The sequence below is a fragment of the Pandoraea pneumonica genome, assembly GCF_049918595.1.
GTDB lineage: Bacteria > Pseudomonadota > Gammaproteobacteria > Burkholderiales > Burkholderiaceae > Pandoraea > Pandoraea pneumonica_A.
On sequence record NZ_JBNCRZ010000006.1, the window covers coordinates 209,856 to 230,691 of the forward strand.

Consider the following 20,836-nt stretch of genomic DNA (forward strand, 5'->3'; position numbering starts at 1 on the left):
GGTCACGCTTCGCCGCGCAGGAACGACGACAACGCCGTGGTCACGGCCGAAGCGCATTCGATGTTCGACAAATGCGCCCCCGGCACGATCACCTGCTGCGCCCCGGCAATGCGCTCGACGATGGCCGTCGACATTGCAGGCGGCGTCGCCATATCTTCCGAACCGGTAATCACCAGCGTCGGCGCCTTGATCGCGGCGATCTCGTCCAACTGATTCATATCGCGCACAGCGCCGCATGCGGCGGCGTAGCCTTCCGGCGAGAGCGACCGGAACATCGCCTTCATGCCATCGACCGTGGCGGGTTCGCGTTGCGGATACGACGGCGTGAACCAGCGCGATACGACTGCATCCGTCACAGCGCCCATGCCATCGGCCTGCACTGCGCGGATGCGAGTATTCCAACCGTCTTCACCGCCGATGTGCGCCGACGAGCAGACGATCGCCAGACGATCCAAACGCTCGGGTGCGTGAATACCGAGCCACATACCCGTCATACCGCCCATCGATACACCGGCAAGGCTCGCGCGAGCGATACCCAACGCATCGAGCAGCGCCACTACGTCTCGCCCCAATTGGGCGAGGTTGTATGGCCCCGGGGTCACCGACGACCCGCCATGACCGCGCGTGTCGTAGCGAATCACGCGGAAGTCGCGCGAGAGCGCGCTCACTTGCGGCGCCCACATCTCGAGCGTGGTGCCCAGCGAGTTGGACAGCACGAGTGCCGGTGCATGGTCGGCACCATCGATGGCCACGCGCAACGTGGCATCGCCTACGTCGATCAGACGTTCTACGGTCATTCGAATCGTCTCCTCAGCCTTGTGCGTCGTCACGCGTGCGCGTGGTCGAACCGGGCTCGGCCGCTTCCATTTCCGCGAACACCTTCTCGGCATCGTGAATGGCTTGATTCGCGGCGGGCAATCCGCAGTACAGCGCCGCGTGCATGAACAGCTCTTTCATCTCGTCGCGCGTCACGCCGTTGTTAAATGCTGCGCGCACATGCATGCGGAACTCGTCGCCGCGATTCAGCGCGATGAGCAACGAGAGCGTAATCATGCTGCGCATGTGGCGCGTGAGTCCCGGGCGCGTCCAGATATCGCCCCATGCGAAGCGCGTAATGAAGTTCTGAAACTCGTCGTTGAATTCATTGCGGCGCGTGAGCGTGCGGTCGACGTGCGCATCGCCCAGCACAGCACGGCGCACCTGCATGCCGTTGTCGTAGCGTTCTTGATCGTTCATTGGGGTTTCCCGTCTTGAGAGGAGTCGGGGGCCGCCGCGTCCGCGAGCGCCAATACGCGGCTCACAAACGTCTCGGCAGCGCCCAGATAATGTTGAGGGTCCGTGAGCCGCACGAGGGCGTCATCGGAGAGCACGCGCGTGATCTCATCGTCTTCGCGCAGAACATCGAGCAGGTCACGCTGTTGCGCGACGGCGTCGCGGCAACGCGCTTCGACGCGGCGATGCGCTTCGAGCCGCCCCATCGATTCGCCCAACGCCATCGTGACGGCTTCAGCCATGATCAGACCATGCGTGATATCGACATTGGCACGCATGCGCGCCGCATCGACCGTCCAGCCGTCGATCAGCGCACGCGACGTCGCCAACGCACCGCCGCACAGCATGAGCAGTTCGGGCAGCGTTTCCCACTCGGCGTGCCACGTGCCCAGCCCGCGCTCATGGTCCTGCTGCATCGCGCCGAACAACGTCGCCGCGAGTTGCGGCGTGCGTGCGGCCGCAGCCAGGATGGCAGCGCAGCCGACCGGGTTGCGTTTGTGCGGCATCGTCGACGAGCCGCCTCGGCCCGGGCCGGAGGCTTCGCCAATCTCGCCCACTTCCGTTTGCGTGAGCATCGCCGTATCGCGGGCGAACTTGCCCAGCAAGCCGGTGAGCGACGCGGCCCAGCTACCGACGCGTACGATGCGGTCGCGCTGGCCGTGCCACGGTGTTGCGGCATCCGCCAAGCCCAGATGCTTCGCCAGCGCCGCACCGACCGCAGGCCCCTGCGTGCCTAACGAGGCCAACGTGCCTGCGGCACCGCCGAACTGCACACACAGCACCTGCTCGCGCAGCGCGAGTAAGTCGGCGCGTGCGCGCAGCAGCGCGTCGAGCGTGCCTGCCAGTTTCAAACCGAAGGTGATGGGTAATGCGTGTTGCAGCCACGTGCGCCCGATCATGACCGTCGCGCGATGTGCACGTACCTGATCGGCGAACTGCGCGATCAGGCCGTCGAGGTCGCCGCCAAGGTCATCCAGTGCGCCACGCACTTGCAGCACGAGGCCAGTGTCGATCGCGTCCTGACTGGTCGCGCCCCAGTGCACGAAACGTGCGGCTTCGGGATCGAGCGCTTTCACGCGCGCCGTCAGTTGCTTGACCAGAGGGATAGCGAGATTGCCCGCGCAAGCGGCGGCGTCGCGCATGGCGGGCCAATCGAGATCGGCCGCACGCGCGGCAGTCGCAATCGGTGCCACGGCTGACGCCGGGATCAGGCCGGTATCGGCTTCGGCGCGCGCGAGCGCCACTTCGAAGTCGAGCATGCCCTGCAACGTGGCGTCGCGCGAGAAGCGCGCCGACACGGCAGCGCCGCGCAGCAAGGAGTCAAGCAGTTCCGTCATCGGAGAGTCGATGGTGGTTGTTGCATTGCAAAAATGCAGATACGGCGACGGGCCGCCAGCACCTTAGTGCCGGCAGCCCGAAGCCGCGCCAATTTCAGCCGACGTCAGAGGTCGAGGAAGACCGTCTCCGCTTGGCCCCCGTGCGCCTGCATCCGGATATCGAACCGGTACGTCACACGCCCGCCAATCACCTCACGGCGCGCGACCAGCGTGTGGCGTCGCTCGGACGGCACCTGTTGCAGTACGGGGTCTGCCGCGTTGGCAGTTGCCTCATCGTCGAAATAGATACGCGTAAACAGATGATTGAGCAAGCCCCGCATCGTGAGAACCACGTCGATGCGCGGCGCTTCGCCGGGGCCCGTCGAACCGGGCTTGATCGTCTCGATCACGAAGCGGTTCTCGGCGTCGGTGCCCGTACCGCATCGCGCCGCACCGGCAAAGCCAGTGCGCTCGATATCCTCGGCCGTCTGCACATAACGCCCGTCGGCGTCGGCTTGCACGATTTCGATGAGCGCGTCGTTGATCGGGTTACCCGCGCCGTCGATCACCTGACCGATCAGGCGAATCGCTTCGCCCTTCGCGCGGTCGGTGGCAGCCACAGGCGTGAAAGCGCTCTTGAAGTCGTACAGGTACTGCTCGGGCGAGAGGCCATAAGCGAAGTACGGGCCGACGGTCTGCGAGGGCGTTTGCTTGTAGTTGGACATGGCTCAGGACTCCATCGGCGTTTGGTCGGCACCGCGCAGCACGATGTCGAATTCGTATCCCAGCGCGTAGTCGGGCTCGGTGATGTCCATCGAGAAGCGCGCAATCAGGCGATCGCGGGCATGCGCCGGCGTTGCCTCGAAAATCGGGTCGTAAGCGAGCAGCGGGTCGCCCGGGAAGTACATCTGCGTGACGAGACGGGTGGCGAAGTACTGGCCGAACACCGAGAAGTGCAAATGCTGCGGACGCCACGCGTTGTGGTGGTTCTTCCACGGGTAGGCACCCGGCTTGATCGTCAGAAACTTGTAACGGCCTTGCGCATCCGTCATGGCGCGGCCCGCACCAAGGAAGTTCGGATCGAGCGGTGCGTCGTGCTGATCGACCTTGTGCACATAACGGCCACAGGCGTTCGCCTGCCACAGTTCGACGAGGGTATTGGGCACCGGACGGCCGCCTTCGTCGAGCACGCGTCCCGTGACGATGATGCGCTCGCCGAGCGGCTCGCCATTGCGCACGGCATTACGCGTCAGATCGCTGTCGAGCGCGCCGATGATGCCGTTGCCGTAGACCGGCGAGCGCAGGTCTGCCAGATTCTGTTTGACGGGAACGAGCAGTTCCTTGGGGCCCCGCAGCGCGGTGGACTTATATCCGCTGTCGATGAGCTTGGGATGCGAATCCCAATCGCGCGGGCGCAGGACGGTTGTCGACTTCGACATGGTCTCACTCCATTTTGTGTTGACGGGTCTGGCTTAAGGCTGGTTCACACGCCCTTGCTGCCAGTTTCTATGGTTCGTTGCCAACACTATATCCATAATCAACGGATATATTTATTGACATTTTCTTAGGCTTTTCATAACTTTCCGGCATGGAAAGACATCTACTCGACGGGCGTATCAAGCTGCGCCACTTGCAATGCCTGCTGGCGGTCGCGCAGCACGGCAGCCTGCAACGGGCGGCCGAGGCGCTGTCCATCACCCAGCCAGCGGTGAGCAAGACCATCGCCGAGCTCGAAGGCCTGCTCGGCGTGCGCCTGTTCGACCGGGGCCGCAACGGCGCGCGCCCGACCGCACAGGCGGAATTGTTCCTGCGCCATGCGGGCGCGAGCGTGAGTGCGTTGCGTCAGGGTATCGACGTGCTCTCGCGCGCCGTCGGCCAGACGGGGGGCGTCATCGAGATCGCCGTCTTGCCCACGCTGGCCGCCGCGATGATGCCCGCCGTGCTCGAAGCTTTCCGGCGAGAGTGGCCCGGCATCGTGGTGCAGGTGCATACGGGCGCGAATCAGCAGTTGCTCGCGCAGTTGAAGTCGGGCGACGTCGCGCTCGCCCTCGGCCGTTTGTCCGGGCCGGAAGGCATGACGGGGCTCACGTTCGAGCATCTGTACGCCACGCCGCTCTGTGTTGTGGTCCGCCCTGAACATCCACTGGTGAAGCAGCGCACCGTGTCGATGGCCGATATTGCGCGTTACCACGTCGTGCTCCCGCCCCACGGCACGATCCTGCGCCACACCGCCGACAGTTTCTTGCGAGCGCATGGTGTGGGCGCGCTCGACGACTATTCCGAATTGCTCTCGATGTCCCTCGCACGCGCCATGACGCTGCGCGACGATGTGGTTTGGATCGCCTCCGAGATCACCGTGCAGGACGATCTCGCCGACGGCGCGCTGTGCGCCCTGCCTTTCGCGACCAAAGGCACCGAGGAATCCATCGGCATTCTCTGGCGCAACGACACCATGCCCACGCCGCCCGAGCAAACGCTCATCAGCGCCATGCGTGACGCCGCGCGCGTGCGCTACGGCGTGCCGGGGCTTCGTTGATTTCAGGGGCATCAGGCCGTGACGGTGCTTTGCGATGTGGCAAGCCCGAGCATCCGGGCCGCGTTTTCCTTGAGCACCAGCGGTTTGACTTCGTCGCGGAATCCCACTGTTTCGAAGTCGCGTAACCAACGGTCAGGCGTAATCAACGGAAAGTCGGAGCCGAACAGCATCTTTTCGCGCAGCAGCGAATTCGCGTACTGCATCAGCTCCGGCGAGAAGTACTTCGGCGACCAGCCCGACAAGTCGATATAAACGTTCGGCTTATGCAGCGCGATGGAGAGCGCCTGCGACTGCCACGGCCACGACGGGTGCGCGATCACGATGTTCATCTCGGGGAAGTCGGTCGCCACGTCGTCCAGATGAATCGGCTCGGAAAACTTGAGCCGCAGGCCGCCACCGCCCGGCATGCCCGAGCCAATGCCCGAATGTCCGCTGTGAAATACCGCCGTCAGCTTGTACTCGGCGATCAGCTCGTACATCGGGTACGCCATACGGTCGTTGGCGAAGAAGCCCTGCATCGTCGGGTGGAACTTGAACCCGCGTACGCCGAATTCCTCGACCAGCCGACGCGCCTCACGCACGCCCATGCGGCCCTTGTGCGGATCGATGCTCCCGAACGCGATCATGATGTCGGCGTTCTCCTGCGCGAAGCCCGCGATCTCTTCATTCGGTATTCGCCGACGGCCGATGTTCGCCTCGCAATCGACCGTGAACATCACAAAGCCGATGTTGCGCTCGCGGTAATGAGCGATGGTCTCGGGGATCGTCGGACGGCGATTCTGCTTGAGCACAGTGCCGAAGTATTTGTCGGCGGCATCGTCAAACGCTTTGCCGAACAGGTCCGGTGGCTGACAGCACGAGACTTCCGCGTGAACGTGTGTGTCGATGGCGACGACTTTATCGAGATTCATTCGACGGTCTCCGGTTCGGCAATTTGCGCGGCGACGATGTGCATCGCACGGCGCGTTTCCGGCAGTTCGAATTTGAGCCAGTAACGTGCAGCGCGGCGTTTGCCGAACGCATCATCGGTGTCGGCGAGCGCCGCCTGCGCCCAAAGCCCCGCCATCGACAGCCCATGAATTACACGCATGACTTCGCCCGCGACACACAACGCGGCGCGAGGCGACGTTTGCGCCAATGCGATGGCTTGCGATTGCAAAGCGCGCCATTCGCCGACACAGACGAAGGCATCACGAAATCCGTGAAGCGTGTCGATGGTATGCGCCGCGCTCAATTGCGCACTTACCCAGTCAAGCCATTGCCCGAGCGCTGCCCCGTTATCGCGAACAACCTTACGCATGAACAGATCGATGGCCTGAATCTCGTTCGTGCCTTCGTAGATCATCGGAATACGCGCGTCGCGCATGACCTGCGAGATGCCCGTCTCTTCCACATACCCATAGCCGCCGAACACTTGCAGCGCCGCACTCGCCCCCTCGAAGGCTTGCTCCGTGAGCATTGCCTTGACGATCGGGGTGAGTAGCGCGGCCAGCGCATTGGCCTGTCGCCGGGCGTCGTCTGTGTCCGCGTGATTCGCCTCATCGATGGCAAGTGCGGCCCGATACAGCAGCAGACGCGCGCCCTCGACAGCGACGCGTTGCCCCTCAAGCAAGCGCCAGACGGCCGGGTGTCCTGCAATGGGTGTTCCCGCCGGAGCACCGGGCACGCGCGACTGAACGCGTTCACCGGCGTGCTGTGCTGCCATCTCATAGGCGTGCTGTGCTAGCCCCAAGCCTGAAGCCCCGACATGCAGCCGCGCCGAATTCATCATCGCGAACATCGCTTCGAGGCCGCCATGCGGTCGTCCAACGAGATAGCCGGTAGCGCGTTCGAAAGCCATCGAGCACGTGGCACTGCCGCGAATGCCCATCTTGTGTTCGATACCGGTGCAATGAACAGCGTTTCGTTCGCCATCAAGCAACCACTTCGGCACGAGAAAGAGCGACAACCCCGCGCTGCCCGCCGGAGCATCGGCGGTTCGAGCCAGCACCAAATGCACGATGTTCGGCGTGAGATCCTGCTCGCCGCCGGAGATGAAAATCTTCTCGCCAGTCACACGCACTGTCTGCTCGTCGACCCACTCGGCGCGCGTGCGAATCTGGCCCAAATCGCTGCCCGCGCCCGGTTCCGTCAGACACATCGTCGCGAGCCATTCGCCGCTCACCAGCGGCGTGAGCCATGCATCTTGCAACGCGGCGCTGCCGAAGCGATGCACGCATTCGTAAGCGCCGTGCAAGATGCCCGGGTACATGGTCCATGCGAGATTCGCGCCAGCGCTCAGTTCCTGCAATGCCACTTGCGCGACGATGGGTAAGCCTTGGCCGCCCACCGCGGGGTCGCAGGGCAGCGACGGCCAGCCCGCGTCTCGGTATTGGCGATAAGCATCGGCAAACCCCGTGGGCGTGCGCACTTCACCGTTTTGCCAATGACAACCCTCCCGATCGCCAACGGCATTGAGCGGTGCGAGTACCTCGCGAGAAAAGCGCGCCGCCTCCTCCACCACCTGCATCAGTGTTGCGGTGTCGAACTCACGGAATGGCGCGAGACGCATCAGCGCATCGCCCACACCCAAACGCTCCAGTACGAACGCGATATCGTCCGGCGCACTGCGCACTTCCGGATAAGTCATCTCAGCGTCTCGCCGGGGCCAGAATGGCGCGCGTATCGTCACCCGGTTGTGCGGCATGCAATACATCGACGCTGGCCGCGCGGTGATCCTGCACCGCACGTTGATTGATCGATCCTTTGTCGGTAACTTCGCCACGATCGAGCGACGGCGGAATATCGAGCAGCAACAGTCGCGCCACGTACGTCGCGCTACCGCCCGCTTGCACGTTCAGCTTCTGCAATAGGCCCGCGAAGAACTCACGCACCGGTGCGCACGCCAGCACGTCGGCGAGAGGTGCATCGGACGCCAGCCCGCTGAGCCTGCGGCAATCGTCCACACGCGGAAACACCAACAACCCAATGTCGTCGCGATTGATGCCCGTCACCACCGCGTCTTGCACGTACGGTGCGCCTTCTGAAATGACGCGTGCCCGCAGCGGCCCGACGCTCACGAACGTGCCTGAACTCAACTTAAAGTCTTCGGTAATGCGGCCATCGAATTGCAGACCGATCTCCGGCTGCGCGATATCCACGAAGGTCGCGGCATCGCCGGTGCAGTAATAACCTTCCTCGTCAAAGACAGGATCGCTCGCCTCGTGACGCCAGTAGCCGCCCATCACATTCGGCCCGCGAAAGCGTACTTCGAGCTTGCCGCCCACGGGCGCGAGCTTCACTTCACAGCCGGGCGCGGGCAATCCGATGTAACCCGCGCGCATGATCGGGCCGGTGGTGAACATGCAACTCGGCGACGTTTCGGTCATCCCGAGACCCGACATGATGCGAATGCGCTCGCCGCAGTGCGTCTCGGTCACGCGCTCCAACCGATCCCACGCCGCCTGTGACAATCCAGCGCCGCCGAAGAAGTACAGATTCACCTTGGCAAAGAAACGCTCGCGCAGTTCAGCATCTTTCTCCAGCGCGATCGCCAGGTCTTCCCAGCCCTTCGGCACGTTGAAATAGACCGTCGGCGAAATCTCGCGAAGATTGCGCAGCGTCTCTTCGAACTTGCCTGCCACGGGTTTGCCGTCGTCGATATACAGCGTGCCGCCGTTGTACAACGCAATGCCCACGTTGTGGCTGCCGCCGTACGTGTGATTCCACGGCAGCCAATCGATCAGCACGGGCGGTGCTTCGCCGAATGTCGGGAACGTTTGCAGCAACATCTGCTGGTTGCTGCACAGCATGCGTTGCGTGGTCGGCACAGCCTTCGGCTGACGCGTCGAACCGGAGGTGAAAAGAATCTTGGCGATGGTTTGTCCATCGACCTTTGCATGCGCTGCGTCGATATCGCGTGGCGCGGTGTCGAGCAACGCATCGAACGCCAGCGTGCCATTCGCGCCATCGGCGGTGACACGGATCACATCGTCGCCAAGGACAGCATCCATCGCACGGCCATAGAGCTTGCTATCCGCGGCATAGACCAGCCCTGGTTGCAGCAAGCCGAGCGTGTGGCGCAATTTCCCGTAATCGGTCGACACGATCGAATACGCAGGCGAAATCGGCGCGAACGGCACCCCGGCGAACATCGCGCCGAGGGCCAGTTGGAAGTGCTCCAGATCGTTGCCCGAGAGAATGGCGATAGGACGCGATTGCGACAACCCACGATCGAGCAACGCCTGACCGATGGAGCGTGCGCGCGCCAGCATCTCGGCGTAGCTAATACCGATCCATTCACCGTCGGCACCGCGGCGGGCAATGAGCCAACGCTCCGGGTGCTGTGCTGCACCGCTCACGAGACGATCGGTCAGCCGCTCGGGAAAATCGCCGAGGGTTTCACGCGAGCGCAAATACCAGAACTCGCCCTCGCGTCGAAACGCCACACCGGGGTTGCCGATAGCGACGTGACGATAGCGGTGCGCTGCGGCGCCAGCCGGGATGTTGCCTTGGTTCAAAACACTGTCTCCTGCGTCCGGCCTGCCGCGCGACGCTCTCAGGCGTCTATCGCGACGGGCACCGTTTGCCTTCAGATGGGGTAATGCCGGGGCGTCGTCTGCACGGTGATCCAGCGCAGTTCCGTGAATTCACCAATCGACGCCTTGCTGCCGAAGCGTCCGTAACCGCTCGATTTCACGCCGCCGAACGGCATCTGCGCTTCGTCATGCACGGTCGGACCATTGATGTGGCAGATGCCTGACTCGATACGTTTAGCCAACTGCAACGCGCGCGAGACATCGCGGCTGAAGATCGCTGCCGACAAACCGAATTCGCTGTCGTTCGCTACGCGCACGGCTTCGTCGTCACCATCGACGCGTTGAATCGTCACCACGGGGCCGAACGATTCTTCGCGGTACAAACGCATCGCGGGCGTGATGCCATCGACAATCGCGGCCTGCATGATCGCGCCTTGGACGCGGCAGCCCAGCGGCAAACGTGCGCCATGCTCGCGCGCGTCTTCGACAAGCGCCGCCACGCGCGAGGCCGCTTGCGCGCTCACCATTGCGCCGAGCACGCTATCGGGTGATGTCGGCGAACCGGCGTGAAGCTTCGCCGCTTTGGCCGTGAGTTTCTCGACAAAGGCGTCGGCGATGCGGGCGTCGACAATCACGCGCTCCGTCGACATGCAGATTTGCCCTTGATTGAAGAACGCACCGAAGGCGATACCGTCGACGGCGGCATCGAGATCGGCATCGTCGAGCACCAGCACAGGCGCTTTGCCGCCCAACTCCAACAATGCAGGCTTGAGATGCTCCGCAGCGACGCGCGCGATGATGCGGCCCACGTGCGTCGAACCGGTGAAGTTCACACGGCGCACGGCGGGGTGCGCAATCAGCCGCGCAACGATGTCGCCCGCGTCCGCAGGCGCATTGGTCACGATGTTGACCACGCCGTCGCCGAGCCCCGCTTCATGCAGACATGCACCGATCAGCGCATGGACGCCCGGGCATTGCTCCGAGGCTTTGAGCACCACCGTGTTGCCGCAAGCGAGCGGCATGGCAAGCGCACGCGTCGCGAGAATCACCGGTGCGTTCCACGGGGCGATGCCAAGCACCACGCCAACCGGAGAGCGGACTGCCAGCGCAAGACTTCCGGGCACGTCGCTAGGAATCACGCTCCCGTCGATCTGCGTGGTCATCGCCGCAGCTTCGCGCAGCATGTTCGCTGCGAGCATCACATTGAAGCCGTACCAGTTCGCCATGGCGCCCGTCTCTGCGGCGCCGATAGCGATGAACTCGGCCGCACGCGCATCCATGCGCTCTGCCGCTGCCAGCAACCGCGCACGGCGTGCGCCCGGCGAGAGTGCTGCCCACGCGGGGAATGCGGCTTGTGCGGCATCGACGGCGGCGTCGGCATCGGCCAATGTCGCAGCAGGGGCACGCGAGGCGACCTCGCCAGTGACGGGGTCGATCCGCTCGAACGTGGCGCCGTTCTGCGCGCCGCGCCACTGGCCGCCGATCAGCATCTGTACTTCATGCATTGCTTTGTCTCCTCTCGCGCTTGCACTCGTCGTCTTGCTTGTTGTGTTGCTCGCCGCAGCCCGGTGCTCAGCGCTTGTAAGCTTGCAGACCCGGCTTGATCGACTTGTCGTCGAGGAACTGTTTCAGGCCCTGCTCGCGGCCATGCTCCGGATCGCGCAGTTGCGCCTGATCGAGCTTGGCGTACAGGTAGTCTTCGCACTGCTCCCACGTCAGTTCACGCGAGCGCTTGAAGCCGTGCTTGGCGGCGCGCAGCACCACCGGGTTCTTCTCGAGCAGCTTGCCTGCGAGCGCAATGGTCGCCTCGCGCAGTTGAGCCAGCGGCACGCTTTCGTTCACCAGTCCCATCTCGGCGGCTTGTGCGCCGTTGAACGTGTCGCCGGTCATGATGTAGTGCAGCGCGCGGCGATGCCCCACGGTATCGGCCATGGCCTTGCTCACCAGATTGCCCGGCGGAATGCCCCAGTTGATTTCCGACAGACCGAACACGGCGTCGTCGGCAGCAATGGCCAGATCGCAGGCCACGAGCGGCGAGAAGCCACCGCCGAAGCACCAGCCATTGACCATCGCGATGGTCGGCTTGGCGTACATGCGCAGACGGCGCCATTGCCAGTCGGACGCGTCGCGGCGAATGCGCTCCTGCACGATCTCCGGACCACCGTCGATCTCGCGGAAGTACTCCTTCAAGTCCATGCCCGCCGTCCACGCAGCGCCAGCGCCGGTCAGCACCACTACGCGAGCATCAGCGTCGAGTTCGAGCGCATCGAGCACTTGAATCATTTCGCTGTTGAGCGTCGGGCTCATCGCGTTGCGCTTCTCCGGACGATTGAAGGTGACCCAGCCAATGCCGCCTTCCACCTTCACGTCGATCGTTTTCCAGCGTCCTTCGTATGCATTCATTTTGCGTAAATCCCAAGTGTCCGGCGGTCTCTCGCCGCGCGCCGGGAGTGGCGCGCGGTGCTGCCTATGGACACATTTAATATCAGGCAACCTTACATTGCAAGCCCGTTGTTTTCAGGGGAAACCCTGATCTCGAAACTCGCGGTGATCAGAACGTGTGGCGCATGCCCATCATGACGCCGGTCTGGCCCACGCCTGCCGGGGGCGTAGTGCCGCCACCGCCGCCGCTGACCGAATAGGCTGCCTTGGCGCTGTTGAACAGATACGCCGCTTGCGCGTAGACCGCCGTGCGCACCGAGAGCGAGTACGTGGCGCGCAGCGTGGTCATCGTGCCGCGCGTGTCGTGGTCGCTGTTGATGATGCGATACACCTGCCCGTCGACGAGCCATGCAGGCGTGACGTTGTACGCCGCGCCGAGATAGAACAGGTTCGAGTGCGTGTTGACCGAAGCTGTCGACACACGACGTCCCAGCCAGCCACCGCCGACCTTGAACGCCCCGTATTTGTAGTAGGCCCCTGCCGTCGCGCGCGCATCGATGTCGCTGCTGCTGGTGAGTGCGGTCGTCGCAAGTCCGTCGAAGAAATTGGCCGCCGCATTGGTACCACCGCGTTGTTCTTCATACGATGCCGCCACCCCGAAGTTGCTCGCGTCGTACTTCAGCATGACCGACCAGTCGCGGCATTGCATCGACTGCCCCGGCACTTGCCCCGCGCAAGTGCCTTGCCCCGGCGAATTGCCCGTGCCGCCGCTGTCGCGCCCGAACGAGTAGCCCACGCCGAAGGTCAGCCCTTGCCAGCCGACTTGGTAAGTAATCGAGTTATCGGTGCGCGCGTTCGGAATGTAAGCATCGAACGAGCCCATGCCATAAATATCCGGGCCGAGCACGTCGGAGCCGAGCAGCGCGTAGTACGTCATCGTGTACTGACGTCCGACCGAGAGCGTGCCGTACGGGCTCTTCACGCCGACGAACGCCTGTCGGCCGAACAACCGGCCGCCCTGCCCCAGATCGCCGCCACGCAGGTTAAAGCCGCTCTCCAACTGGAAGATCGCGGCGAGACCGCCGCCCAAATCTTCCGAGCCGCGCAAACCCCAGCGCGACGGCAATTCGCCGGTCACCCCCGGCATGCGCCACACGGCGCCATTCACGCTCGCATGCGAGACGTATTCGATACCGGTGTCGACGATGCCGTACAACGTGACGTTCGATTGGGCGGCCGCGAAGCCGGGCGCAGCGAGTGCCGCAGCGGCAGACAGCGAAAGAAGCGTGCGAGAAGAAAGGGCCATGCGAGTCTCCAATGTTATCGGTGTTGTTTTGATGTTTTGGTCTGCGTCGGCAAGCACAGCCAGCGTGCAGCGGCTGCACACGAAAAAACGCGACGGGGGCGTGCCGAACGCCATCCGTCGCGATAAGCGAAGCCAACCAGTGAACGACCGGGTCAGTCGGCTGCGCGGGGACGACGGATGAGCGTGAGGGCGGCGAGCGCCGCAACGATGGTCACGGGCACGCTGGCCCCGATGACCACGGCAGCGCTGCTGCCCACAGCGAGCAACATGCCTGCCGCGAGCGGCCCGACGACGGAGCCGATACGCCCGACAGCGACGGCCGCGCCGACGCCGGTACCGCGCATGGCCGTCGGGTAATAGGCCGCCGCCAGCGCATAGAGCACCGATTGCCCGCCGATGATGAACATGCCTGCGAAGAAAGCCGCCGTTGCGAGTACGGCGAAGCCCTGCGCAGCGGCGAGTCCGATCAGCGAGGCGATCATGCCGAGATACATCCCGCCGATCACGAGTGACATGCGCACGCGGTCCATCAGCAAGCCAAGGCACAGCACGCCGACAGCACTACCTACGTTGAAGAGAATCTGCACCCAGCCAATCTCGCCGCGTGCGAGGCCACGCGAGCCCATCAGCGACGGTAGCCAGTTGAGCAGGAAGTACAGCACGATGAGCGTGCAGAAGTAGCTCAGCCACAGTTGCACGGTCGACATGCCACGGCCTTCGGAGAACAACACCGACATGACCGGCGCAGGCGTCGTGCGTTGGCCTTGCGACGTGGCATCGGCAAACGCTTTCGATTCCGGCAGGAAGGCAGCAAGCAGCGGTAGCAACAACAACGGCCCGACACCGCCCACGTAGAAGATATGACGCCAGTCTGCATCGCTCACCGCGAGCATGCCGATGGTCGCGGCAATGCCACCGCCCAACGGAATGCCGCAATACATGATGCTCACGGCGGTGCCACGCAAGCGCGGCGCGACCGCTTCAGACGACAGCGCGATAAGGTTCGGCATCGCACCGCCAAGGCCGATACCCGTGAGTACACGCACGATCACCAGCATCCAGAAATCGGACACGAATGCCGTAGCAATCGAGAGCACGCCGAACATCGCCGCCGAGAGCATCAGCACGCGCTTACGGCCAATGCTGTCGCCGAGACGACCGCCGACCATTGCGCCGGGCAACAGTCCGAATGTCCCCGCCGAAAAGGCGATGCCCATTTGCGCCACGCTCAGCCCGAACTCCTTGGCCATACCGCGTGCGGCAACACCGACCGATTGCAGGTCGAGCCCTTCGAGCAGCGCCACGGCAAAGCACAACGCCAGCGTCAGCACCACCGGGTTCGCCGTGCTGCCCGCACGCTCACTCCCCAGCGTTAGCGACGGCGCGCCTCCCTCCCGATTCGATTCCATAGTGTCTCCTGTGATCTCCATGAACTCCTGCTACCGCCCGTCGACGTGCGACAGACGGCGCCTGATGTAATGACCTGCGGGATGTGCCGATGCCTCGCCCTCATTTAATCAGGAAACCTGATATTAACGACGCAAGTGCAATAGGCGCGACAGTGCCGCAGCGGCCTCCATTTAATATCAAGCTACCTGACAATACAAGCCAAGAGAGGCTCGGGACAAACCCGGAGCGCACCCGGGCGGGGTGCGCTCCGATCTGCGTCAAAAACGACAGGAAGTCAGGGAAAAGTCATCCGGAGACGTCCGGGTGACGAGGCGTTCAGTCGCGCAAATTGCGCACGAACATTTCCAGGTGGCGTTGCACGGCCGCCGCATCTTCGCGGCTCACGTCCGTGCGCATGCGGGCGTCGATCTCTTTGGCGACGGCCTCGCATTGCGCGAGGACCGTGCGGCCTTCGTCGGTCAGTTGCAGCAGCACGATGCGGCCATGATTGGGATCGGGCTCGCGGGTGATCCATCCGCGCGACGCCATGACGCCGACAACCTCATTGGCCGATTGCGGCGTGATGAACGAGCGCTGTGCGAGTTGCGCGTTGGAGAGTTTGCCGCGAGCGTCCAGCACCGACAACGCCGTGAACTGCGCCAGTGTGAGCCCCAGCGGCGCGAGGGCTTCGGACATGTGGCGGCGCAGCAAGCGGTCGAGGCTGGCGATGACGTAGGTCAGGCGCAGTTTCGAGCGGCGCGGACGACCATCGGCCGTGTTGGTATCGGGCGCCGCGTCGTCGCCGGATACTGGCGCGACGACTTCGGCCGGAGCCGGCTTCTTTTTCTGGGAAACGACGCTCATGGTGAGATAGCGAGAATACGCAGGGTCTCGCGTGATGCGGGAAAGTCAGCAGTGTAACGCCGACGCTGCGCGCTGGCGACGGTCCGGCGCGCGAATCATCGCATCGATGAGCGGTATGAAATGTGCGGGAATGCGTGCGGTAGCGCGCGAAGGCGGCACCAGACCGCCATCGCATCGCTCGATAACCGCTTTGCCTTAGCTGGCGAGCTTGCGGAACGTCTCGAGCACGGCGTCGCCCTTGAACGGCTTGACGATCCATCCACGCACACCGGCGGCCTTGCCGCGCTCTTTCATCGCCGGGCTGCTCTCCGTGGTGAGCATCACCACGTTGACCGAGCTGTTGGCGAGCTCGCCGCGAATCTTCTCGACCATCGTCAGGCCGTCCATGTTAGGCATGTTCACGTCGCTGATGACGAGCTTCACGCCGGGGCTGGCCTTGATCTTCGCGAGACCGTCTTTGCCGTCGACGGCCGTGTCGACATCAAGGCCGTTTTTGCGCAGAAAACCGGCGACTTCGTCGCGCACGGTGCTCGAATCGTCGACCACGAGAATCTTCGACATGGTGTTGTCCTTGTGTATGGGTGAATGTTGGATAGATAGCGAGCCCGTGGCTCAGAACATTTCCAGCGCGCCGGTCTCGACCGGCTCTGCCACCGTTTGCGCCGCTTCGCGGAACGCTTCGGGCGACCAGTTCAGGCTGAAGACGAAGTGCTGATGCAGCGTGACGATCTGCCCGCTCACCGGATCGGTCAGTTGATAGACAAAGCACAGCTGCGGGTTATCGGTGCCGAACGAGATGTACTTCTGCTTGTGATTGATGAGCAGCGGCACCTGCACCTGCGTGTGGTCAACAGCAGCCGGGGCGCCCATGAAGCGACTCTTGAACGCGCCCCAGATGAGATTGGTCATCTCGCCGAGCATGCCGTTAAGTTCTCGAAATCCGGCCTGCCCTTCGCAACGGCCCGTGTGTTCGAGCAGTTGCATGAACGGCACCTGCTCGGCCTGCATCATCATGTAGCCGCGGCACCACGCGCTCTCCAGCGGAATCAGGCTGAAGACTTCGCCGAAGATGATGCGATCGCGCACGACGCTGGGCGACTCGCACGTCACGGACACGTCGCCGAACAGGCCACGAATAGCGCCATCGGTGATGTCGATCATCCCGCGCACAAGCGCTTCGGGATATTCGTGTTCGACGTTGTCGTCGAGGATCAGGAAATGGCTCACCGACTCGCGGGGGGTGCTTCGGTTCATCGTATTGGGTTCCTTGCCAAGACGTAGGGCGAATTCAAAACAGTTCCAGCTCGCCGCCGCTGTCTTGCGTCTCGCTCACTTCGGCCACGAAGTCGAGCGGCGCATGTGCGCAAACGCACAGCGTGGCGGCCAGGCGCACCGAACCGTCGAGTGTGATTTCCCACGACGCGAGGTGATTCGGCTTGAGTTGCATGAGATGCGGCACGCAGCGCGCACTGAGCACATAAGGCGTGGACATGCCCAGGTCGGGAAAGTAGTTCAGCAGTTCCTGATTGATCGCACCGCAGCACAGATTGCTGATCTCGAGAAACGCTTCCCGAAACGATTTGTCCTGCGCGTCCCCCACGAAGTACGCCGCCGTCGCATCGTCTTCGTCGAAATGAAGAATCAGCAGCATGCGAAAGCCGATCGACGAAATCGTGAGCACCACCACGTTCGCATGACGCTTGGCGAGATCGATGCTGGCATCGTTCGCCGGTTCCGTCTGGCGGGTACCCAACGGCACGATCTCGCAAGGCGCATCCACCGAACGGGCCAGCCGCGTGCGGGCTGCCTTGTGGAGAATGCGCTCGAAACTCTCGCGTGCGTGATTGCTGATCACAACGCCACCTGCTTAGTGAAGACGGGAATGCAACTGATGCGCCAGCGACTCGACGCTCGAGAGCGACGCCGCAATCATCTTGCCGCCCGCCTGAATGTCTTGAAACGTCGCCGTCGTCGTCACGTCGTTGCGATGCAGGCTGTCGCGGTAGCTCTTCGACAGTTCTTCCGAGCGCGTCGCCAGCGCGCGCACTTCGCTCGCGACGATGCCGAAGCCACGCCCGGCGGTACCTGCGCGTGCCGCTTCGATCGACGCATTGAGCGAGACGATCAGCACGTGCCGCACGATCGACGCCAGTTCGTGGTTCTTCGCGTGCATGTCCTGGTTCTGGGTCATGAGCGAAATCATCTGTTCGTGCCAGCGCTCGAAGGTCGCAGCCAAGCCACGCAGGCGCGCGGCTTCGCCCGCAATGCGCTGCGCTTCCGTCTGCCATTGCGTTTTCGCTTCGAGCACTTCGGCTTCAGACTTTCGCGCCGCTTGCAGGTCGATCTCTGCCTGCACCAACTGCGCCTGTAGCGCCGCCACGACTTCGTCGTGGGCCACGGCATGCGCCTCGTTGTCGGTTTGCGAAACGCGCTCGCGCTCCAGCGCCTGTTCCAGCGCTTCCTCGTGCGTCTTTTCCAGCGCGCGCCAGTGCGCGACGGCCTGCGCCATGCGCCAGCGATGCGCGATGAACGCAATCACGCCAACGATGAGGACGCTAGCGAATGCCCCCGCCATGAACCCTTGCACTGCTGTCATGCTCTTGATGCCTCCGAAAGCGGCGCGGCGGCCGCAGACCGGTCAGGTCTGCGCCGCCGTGCATTCGTACTTGGGTCAGACCTTGTCGGTCGTCGACTGATGCGACAAGCCGTCCATCGACGGCATCGACTCGACCGCTGCACTCGGCAGATCCACCGCGTCGGCCGCCACGCTGTTCATATCGAAACCGTCGACCACCAGGTTGTCGGGCAGGCACACCACCGTCTGGAACTGGCGGAATTCCGCACCCTTACGCTCGTCGGTGAAGCGCAGTTCGATGCGGCCGTGTTCGCGGCGCACGAAGTCCTGCACCGCGTCCATGCCCACACCACGGCCCGACACCTCGGTGACTTGCGATGCGGTCGAGAAGCCCGGGCGGAAGATGAACTGCGCGATCTGCTCATCCGTCACGTAGGTCTCGGACGTGATCCAGCCGCGTTGCACCGCAATGCCGCGAATGCGATGCAGGGCCAGACCGCGACCGTCGTCCGTCAGCGTCACTTGCAGCATGTTGTGATCGAGGCCGACCTCGATGTCGATGGTGCCCGCCGCCGGCTTGCCCTTGGCGCGACGCTCGTCCGCGCTCTCCAGCCCGTGGTCCATCGAGTTGCGCAGCAAGTGCATGAACACGTCGCGCAGAATTCGCACGGCCGGCGAGCGCAGGCGATAGCCGTTGTCGTCGATACGCACCGCCGGCGCCGGCTTGCCGAGTTCGCCCGCGAGCGACGGCAGCGAGTCGAGCACACCGCCCAACGCCTCGCCCACGCCTTCGGTGCCCAGCAGACGCAGCGTCTGGTGCACGGCGTCGCGCATGGCGACCAGTTGATGCAGATCGTTCGGATCGGCCGCTTCGAGCATGCGCAGGCTGGCACGGATGTGACCGCGATCGACGACCATCGATTGCTCGTCGGCGCTGCGGCCCGGGCCCTTGCGCCCCAAGCTCATCTCGTTGATATGCGCGTAGGTATCGACTGCATTGCGCACACGCTCGAGTTCGCGCATCAGGTGGTCCTGATTCCACGGCAGGCCCGCTTCCGGCTGACGCAGCTCGTGGTACTGCTGCTCGGTCTCGTGCACCACGTTGGTCAGGTATTGCAAGTTGTACGTGCGCGCATTGCCCTTGATCGTGTGCATGTTGCGGAACAGTTCCGCAATGGCTGCGCTGTCGGCCTGCGAGTGCTTGCGAATGATGCGTTCGTTCTCGCGAATGAAGCCGGTCGAGCTCTCGATAAAGTGGTGGAACTTCTCCTGACTCACCGCCAGAATCTCGCCGATCATCTCGAGGCGCTGCTTCTGTTCGGTGGCTTCGGCGGCCAGTTCGCGCAGCTCCGTCACGTCTCGCACGCACAGCATCAGGCGCAGGATAGTGTCGCTCTCGTCGGTAATGGCCGACCACGTGAGGTCGAGTTGCTTCACACGACCGTCCGGCATGCGCTTGCCGATCTCGCCCACGAGCAAGTGTTCGTTGAAAGCGAAGTTGATCGCGTCCTGACCGATACAGGCGTCGACGGCGGCTTCGACTTGCGAGAGCGCGTCCGAGCCGAGATCGCTGTCGCCGAACACCAGATCCATCACGCCACGGCCTGCGATGTCCTGTGTCTCGAAGATCGCTTCGAGATAGGCCGAGTATTCGCCGTGCACCTTCGAGCCGTCGACGACTGTCAGAATGCCCTGCTGCATGTTCTGCAACATCGCCTGAATATCGGCCGTCTTCTGCTTGAGTTGCGCCGAGCGTTCCTGAATCTTCTCGATCATGCCGTTGAACGCCACGGTCGCCTGACCGATTTCGTCCATCCGGCCTACCGGCACACGACGCGTGAAGTCCTGGCTGCTGGCGATCTCGCTCATCATGCCCTGCATGCGCGAGAGCGGACGCGTGATCTGACGATAGAGCAGCGCGCCGATGGCGGTGAGCAGCAGGATCGCGAGCCCGGTCACGATGGCGATGGCCGTCGTCGTGGTCGAGAGCGTGTTGTTCAGGGTGGCGATCGCCGAATCTTTCTCGCGGTTCTTCTCGACACGCAACGTGTTGACCACGCCTTCGAGTTCGTCGCGATATTGCGCCACGTTCGCGAACAGGAACGCCTGCGCCATCTCGGCTTTACCGGCCTGCTTGAGCTTGGCGGTGTCGCTGATCGCGTTGAAGTAGTTGTCGACGCTTTCGCGGGCCTGCGTCACCAGCCCCTTCTGGGCGTCGCTGGCGGCACCGTCGGCTTGACGGGCGAGCGATTGATCGAGATCGGCGCGCAGCTTCTTGAGCGTTTCGAGCGACTGTTCGACAACGGTCTCTTCGGGCGCATAGACCAGCGTCATCGTGGCGATCTGCACCGCCTTGACTTGCGAGACTAGGTCGGCTGAGGCGAGTGCGCTAGGTACTACGCCTTCGGTTACCTGCCGCACTTTTTGAGCGCTGGCGCGCGTCTGGTAGACGGCGTAGCCACCAATGATCGAGAGCGCGACAAACGTCAGGATCACCAATAGCGTTATTCGATGACGGATGGTCATTGCGTCATTTCCCCGGGTCGCACCGGCGCCCGGAGCCACGCGTAGGTTGACGCAGTAGATCGGCCGCCGAATTAGTTTGTAAATTCCTCGTGCGCCGTGATTATTGCGGGGGAAGTGTGACGATTCGATGAATCAACGGAAGCTTCACGTTTC

19 protein-coding genes are annotated in these 20,836 nt (G+C 63.4%); 1 reads left to right on the plus strand and 18 read right to left on the minus strand.

The features are described from left to right. Positions 1-2: 2 nt before the first annotated feature. The 5 genes from pcaD to pcaH form a co-directional block, all read right to left on the minus strand. Positions 3-797, minus strand: a complete 795-nt coding sequence (gene pcaD / locus ACPWR9_RS22770) for a 3-oxoadipate enol-lactonase (protein ID WP_426300968.1) — start codon at positions 795-797, stop codon at positions 3-5. A gap of 13 nt (positions 798-810) precedes the next feature. After that, the gene (gene pcaC / locus ACPWR9_RS22775) at positions 811-1,236 is read right to left on the minus strand and encodes a 4-carboxymuconolactone decarboxylase (RefSeq protein ID WP_426300970.1); all 426 of its coding nucleotides are present in this window, start codon (positions 1,234-1,236) and stop codon (positions 811-813) included. Further along, complete coding sequence (locus ACPWR9_RS22780) at positions 1,233-2,609, minus strand: 3-carboxy-cis,cis-muconate cycloisomerase (protein WP_426300972.1); 1,377 nt, start codon at positions 2,607-2,609, stop codon at positions 1,233-1,235. The genes pcaC and ACPWR9_RS22780 overlap by 4 nt, the downstream gene beginning before the upstream one ends. A 104-nt stretch (positions 2,610-2,713) precedes the next feature. Further along, positions 2,714-3,313 carry a protocatechuate 3,4-dioxygenase subunit alpha gene (gene pcaG, locus ACPWR9_RS22785; RefSeq protein ID WP_426300974.1) on the minus strand — a complete coding sequence of 200 codons (600 nt, stop codon included), beginning with the start codon at positions 3,311-3,313 and terminating at the stop codon, positions 2,714-2,716. 3 nt (positions 3,314-3,316) lie between these two features. Further along, positions 3,317-4,027, minus strand: a complete 711-nt coding sequence (gene pcaH, locus ACPWR9_RS22790; RefSeq protein WP_150681809.1) for a protocatechuate 3,4-dioxygenase subunit beta — start codon at positions 4,025-4,027, stop codon at positions 3,317-3,319. Positions 4,028-4,176: 149 nt separating this feature from the next. Here pcaH and pcaQ point away from each other — a divergent pair, with 149 nt between their 5' ends. Then, entirely contained in the window at positions 4,177-5,124 is a 948-nt protein-coding gene (gene pcaQ, locus ACPWR9_RS22795) for a pca operon transcription factor PcaQ (protein ID WP_426300976.1), read from the plus strand. A gap of 11 nt (positions 5,125-5,135) precedes the next feature. Here pcaQ and ACPWR9_RS22800 read toward each other — a convergent pair whose 3' ends face one another. The 13 genes from ACPWR9_RS22800 to ACPWR9_RS22860 form a co-directional block, all read right to left on the minus strand. After that, positions 5,136-6,035, minus strand: coding sequence for an amidohydrolase family protein (locus ACPWR9_RS22800; protein WP_426300978.1), 900 nt, complete (start codon positions 6,033-6,035; stop codon positions 5,136-5,138). Then, positions 6,032-7,753, minus strand: a complete 1,722-nt coding sequence (locus ACPWR9_RS22805; RefSeq protein WP_426300980.1) for an acyl-CoA dehydrogenase family protein — start codon at positions 7,751-7,753, stop codon at positions 6,032-6,034. The genes ACPWR9_RS22800 and ACPWR9_RS22805 overlap by 4 nt, the downstream gene beginning before the upstream one ends. Position 7,754: 1 nt before the next feature. Next, positions 7,755-9,623 carry a feruloyl-CoA synthase gene (locus ACPWR9_RS22810; protein ID WP_426300982.1) on the minus strand — a complete coding sequence of 623 codons (1,869 nt, stop codon included), beginning with the start codon at positions 9,621-9,623 and terminating at the stop codon, positions 7,755-7,757. Positions 9,624-9,694: 71 nt separating this feature from the next. Then, positions 9,695-11,146, minus strand: a complete 1,452-nt coding sequence (locus tag ACPWR9_RS22815; RefSeq protein ID WP_426300984.1) for an aldehyde dehydrogenase — start codon at positions 11,144-11,146, stop codon at positions 9,695-9,697. Between the two features lie 67 nt (positions 11,147-11,213). After that, entirely contained in the window at positions 11,214-12,044 is an 831-nt protein-coding gene (locus ACPWR9_RS22820) for a p-hydroxycinnamoyl CoA hydratase/lyase (protein WP_150681803.1), read from the minus strand. A 148-nt stretch (positions 12,045-12,192) separates the two neighbouring features. After that, positions 12,193-13,329 (minus strand): porin, encoded by a 1,137-nt coding sequence (locus ACPWR9_RS22825; protein ID WP_426300986.1) that lies wholly within the window; start codon positions 13,327-13,329, stop codon positions 12,193-12,195. 152 nt (positions 13,330-13,481) lie between these two features. Then, a complete protein-coding gene (gene mhpT / locus ACPWR9_RS22830) occupies positions 13,482-14,738 on the minus strand; it encodes a 3-(3-hydroxy-phenyl)propionate transporter MhpT (RefSeq protein WP_426300988.1) in 1,257 nt (418 codons plus the stop codon). 316 nt (positions 14,739-15,054) lie between these two features. Continuing rightward, on the minus strand, positions 15,055-15,582 hold the full coding sequence (locus tag ACPWR9_RS22835; protein ID WP_426300990.1) for a MarR family winged helix-turn-helix transcriptional regulator: 528 nt from the start codon (positions 15,580-15,582) through the stop codon (positions 15,055-15,057). Between the two features lie 195 nt (positions 15,583-15,777). After that, positions 15,778-16,143, minus strand: a complete 366-nt coding sequence (locus ACPWR9_RS22840) for a response regulator (protein WP_058375623.1) — start codon at positions 16,141-16,143, stop codon at positions 15,778-15,780. A gap of 51 nt (positions 16,144-16,194) precedes the next feature. Then, a complete protein-coding gene (locus tag ACPWR9_RS22845; RefSeq protein ID WP_426300992.1) occupies positions 16,195-16,836 on the minus strand; it encodes a chemotaxis protein CheX in 642 nt (213 codons plus the stop codon). A 34-nt stretch (positions 16,837-16,870) separates the two neighbouring features. Beyond that, positions 16,871-17,437 carry a hypothetical protein gene (locus tag ACPWR9_RS22850; RefSeq protein ID WP_426300994.1) on the minus strand — a complete coding sequence of 189 codons (567 nt, stop codon included), beginning with the start codon at positions 17,435-17,437 and terminating at the stop codon, positions 16,871-16,873. Between the two features lie 12 nt (positions 17,438-17,449). Further along, on the minus strand, positions 17,450-18,178 hold the full coding sequence (locus ACPWR9_RS22855) for a methyl-accepting chemotaxis protein (protein ID WP_426300996.1): 729 nt from the start codon (positions 18,176-18,178) through the stop codon (positions 17,450-17,452). A 75-nt stretch (positions 18,179-18,253) separates the two neighbouring features. Further along, positions 18,254-20,683 (minus strand): HAMP domain-containing protein, encoded by a 2,430-nt coding sequence (locus tag ACPWR9_RS22860; RefSeq protein WP_426300998.1) that lies wholly within the window; start codon positions 20,681-20,683, stop codon positions 18,254-18,256. Positions 20,684-20,836: the final 153 nt, after the last annotated feature.

Coding starts and splice junctions, on each gene's coding strand:
- mhpT (WP_426300988.1), bottom strand. CDS start 14,738: ATGGAATCGAATCGGGAGGGAGGCGCGCCGTCGCTAACGCTGGGGAGT.
- pcaD (WP_426300968.1), bottom strand. CDS start 797: ATGACCGTAGAACGTCTGATCGACGTAGGCGATGCCACGTTGCGCGTG.
- ACPWR9_RS22780 (WP_426300972.1), bottom strand. CDS start 2,609: ATGACGGAACTGCTTGACTCCTTGCTGCGCGGCGCTGCCGTGTCGGCG.
- ACPWR9_RS22840 (WP_058375623.1), bottom strand. CDS start 16,143: ATGTCGAAGATTCTCGTGGTCGACGATTCGAGCACCGTGCGCGACGAA.
- pcaC (WP_426300970.1), bottom strand. CDS start 1,236: ATGAACGATCAAGAACGCTACGACAACGGCATGCAGGTGCGCCGTGCT.
- pcaG (WP_426300974.1), bottom strand. CDS start 3,313: ATGTCCAACTACAAGCAAACGCCCTCGCAGACCGTCGGCCCGTACTTC.
- ACPWR9_RS22855 (WP_426300996.1), bottom strand. CDS start 18,178: ATGACAGCAGTGCAAGGGTTCATGGCGGGGGCATTCGCTAGCGTCCTC.
- ACPWR9_RS22815 (WP_426300984.1), bottom strand. CDS start 11,146: ATGCATGAAGTACAGATGCTGATCGGCGGCCAGTGGCGCGGCGCGCAG.
- ACPWR9_RS22845 (WP_426300992.1), bottom strand. CDS start 16,836: ATGAACCGAAGCACCCCCCGCGAGTCGGTGAGCCATTTCCTGATCCTC.
- ACPWR9_RS22825 (WP_426300986.1), bottom strand. CDS start 13,329: ATGGCCCTTTCTTCTCGCACGCTTCTTTCGCTGTCTGCCGCTGCGGCA.
- ACPWR9_RS22805 (WP_426300980.1), bottom strand. CDS start 7,753: ATGACTTATCCGGAAGTGCGCAGTGCGCCGGACGATATCGCGTTCGTA.
- pcaQ (WP_426300976.1), top strand. CDS start 4,177: ATGGAAAGACATCTACTCGACGGGCGTATCAAGCTGCGCCACTTGCAA.
- ACPWR9_RS22860 (WP_426300998.1), bottom strand. CDS start 20,683: ATGACCATCCGTCATCGAATAACGCTATTGGTGATCCTGACGTTTGTC.
- ACPWR9_RS22820 (WP_150681803.1), bottom strand. CDS start 12,044: ATGAATGCATACGAAGGACGCTGGAAAACGATCGACGTGAAGGTGGAA.
- ACPWR9_RS22835 (WP_426300990.1), bottom strand. CDS start 15,582: ATGAGCGTCGTTTCCCAGAAAAAGAAGCCGGCTCCGGCCGAAGTCGTC.
- ACPWR9_RS22800 (WP_426300978.1), bottom strand. CDS start 6,035: ATGAATCTCGATAAAGTCGTCGCCATCGACACACACGTTCACGCGGAA.
- pcaH (WP_150681809.1), bottom strand. CDS start 4,027: ATGTCGAAGTCGACAACCGTCCTGCGCCCGCGCGATTGGGATTCGCAT.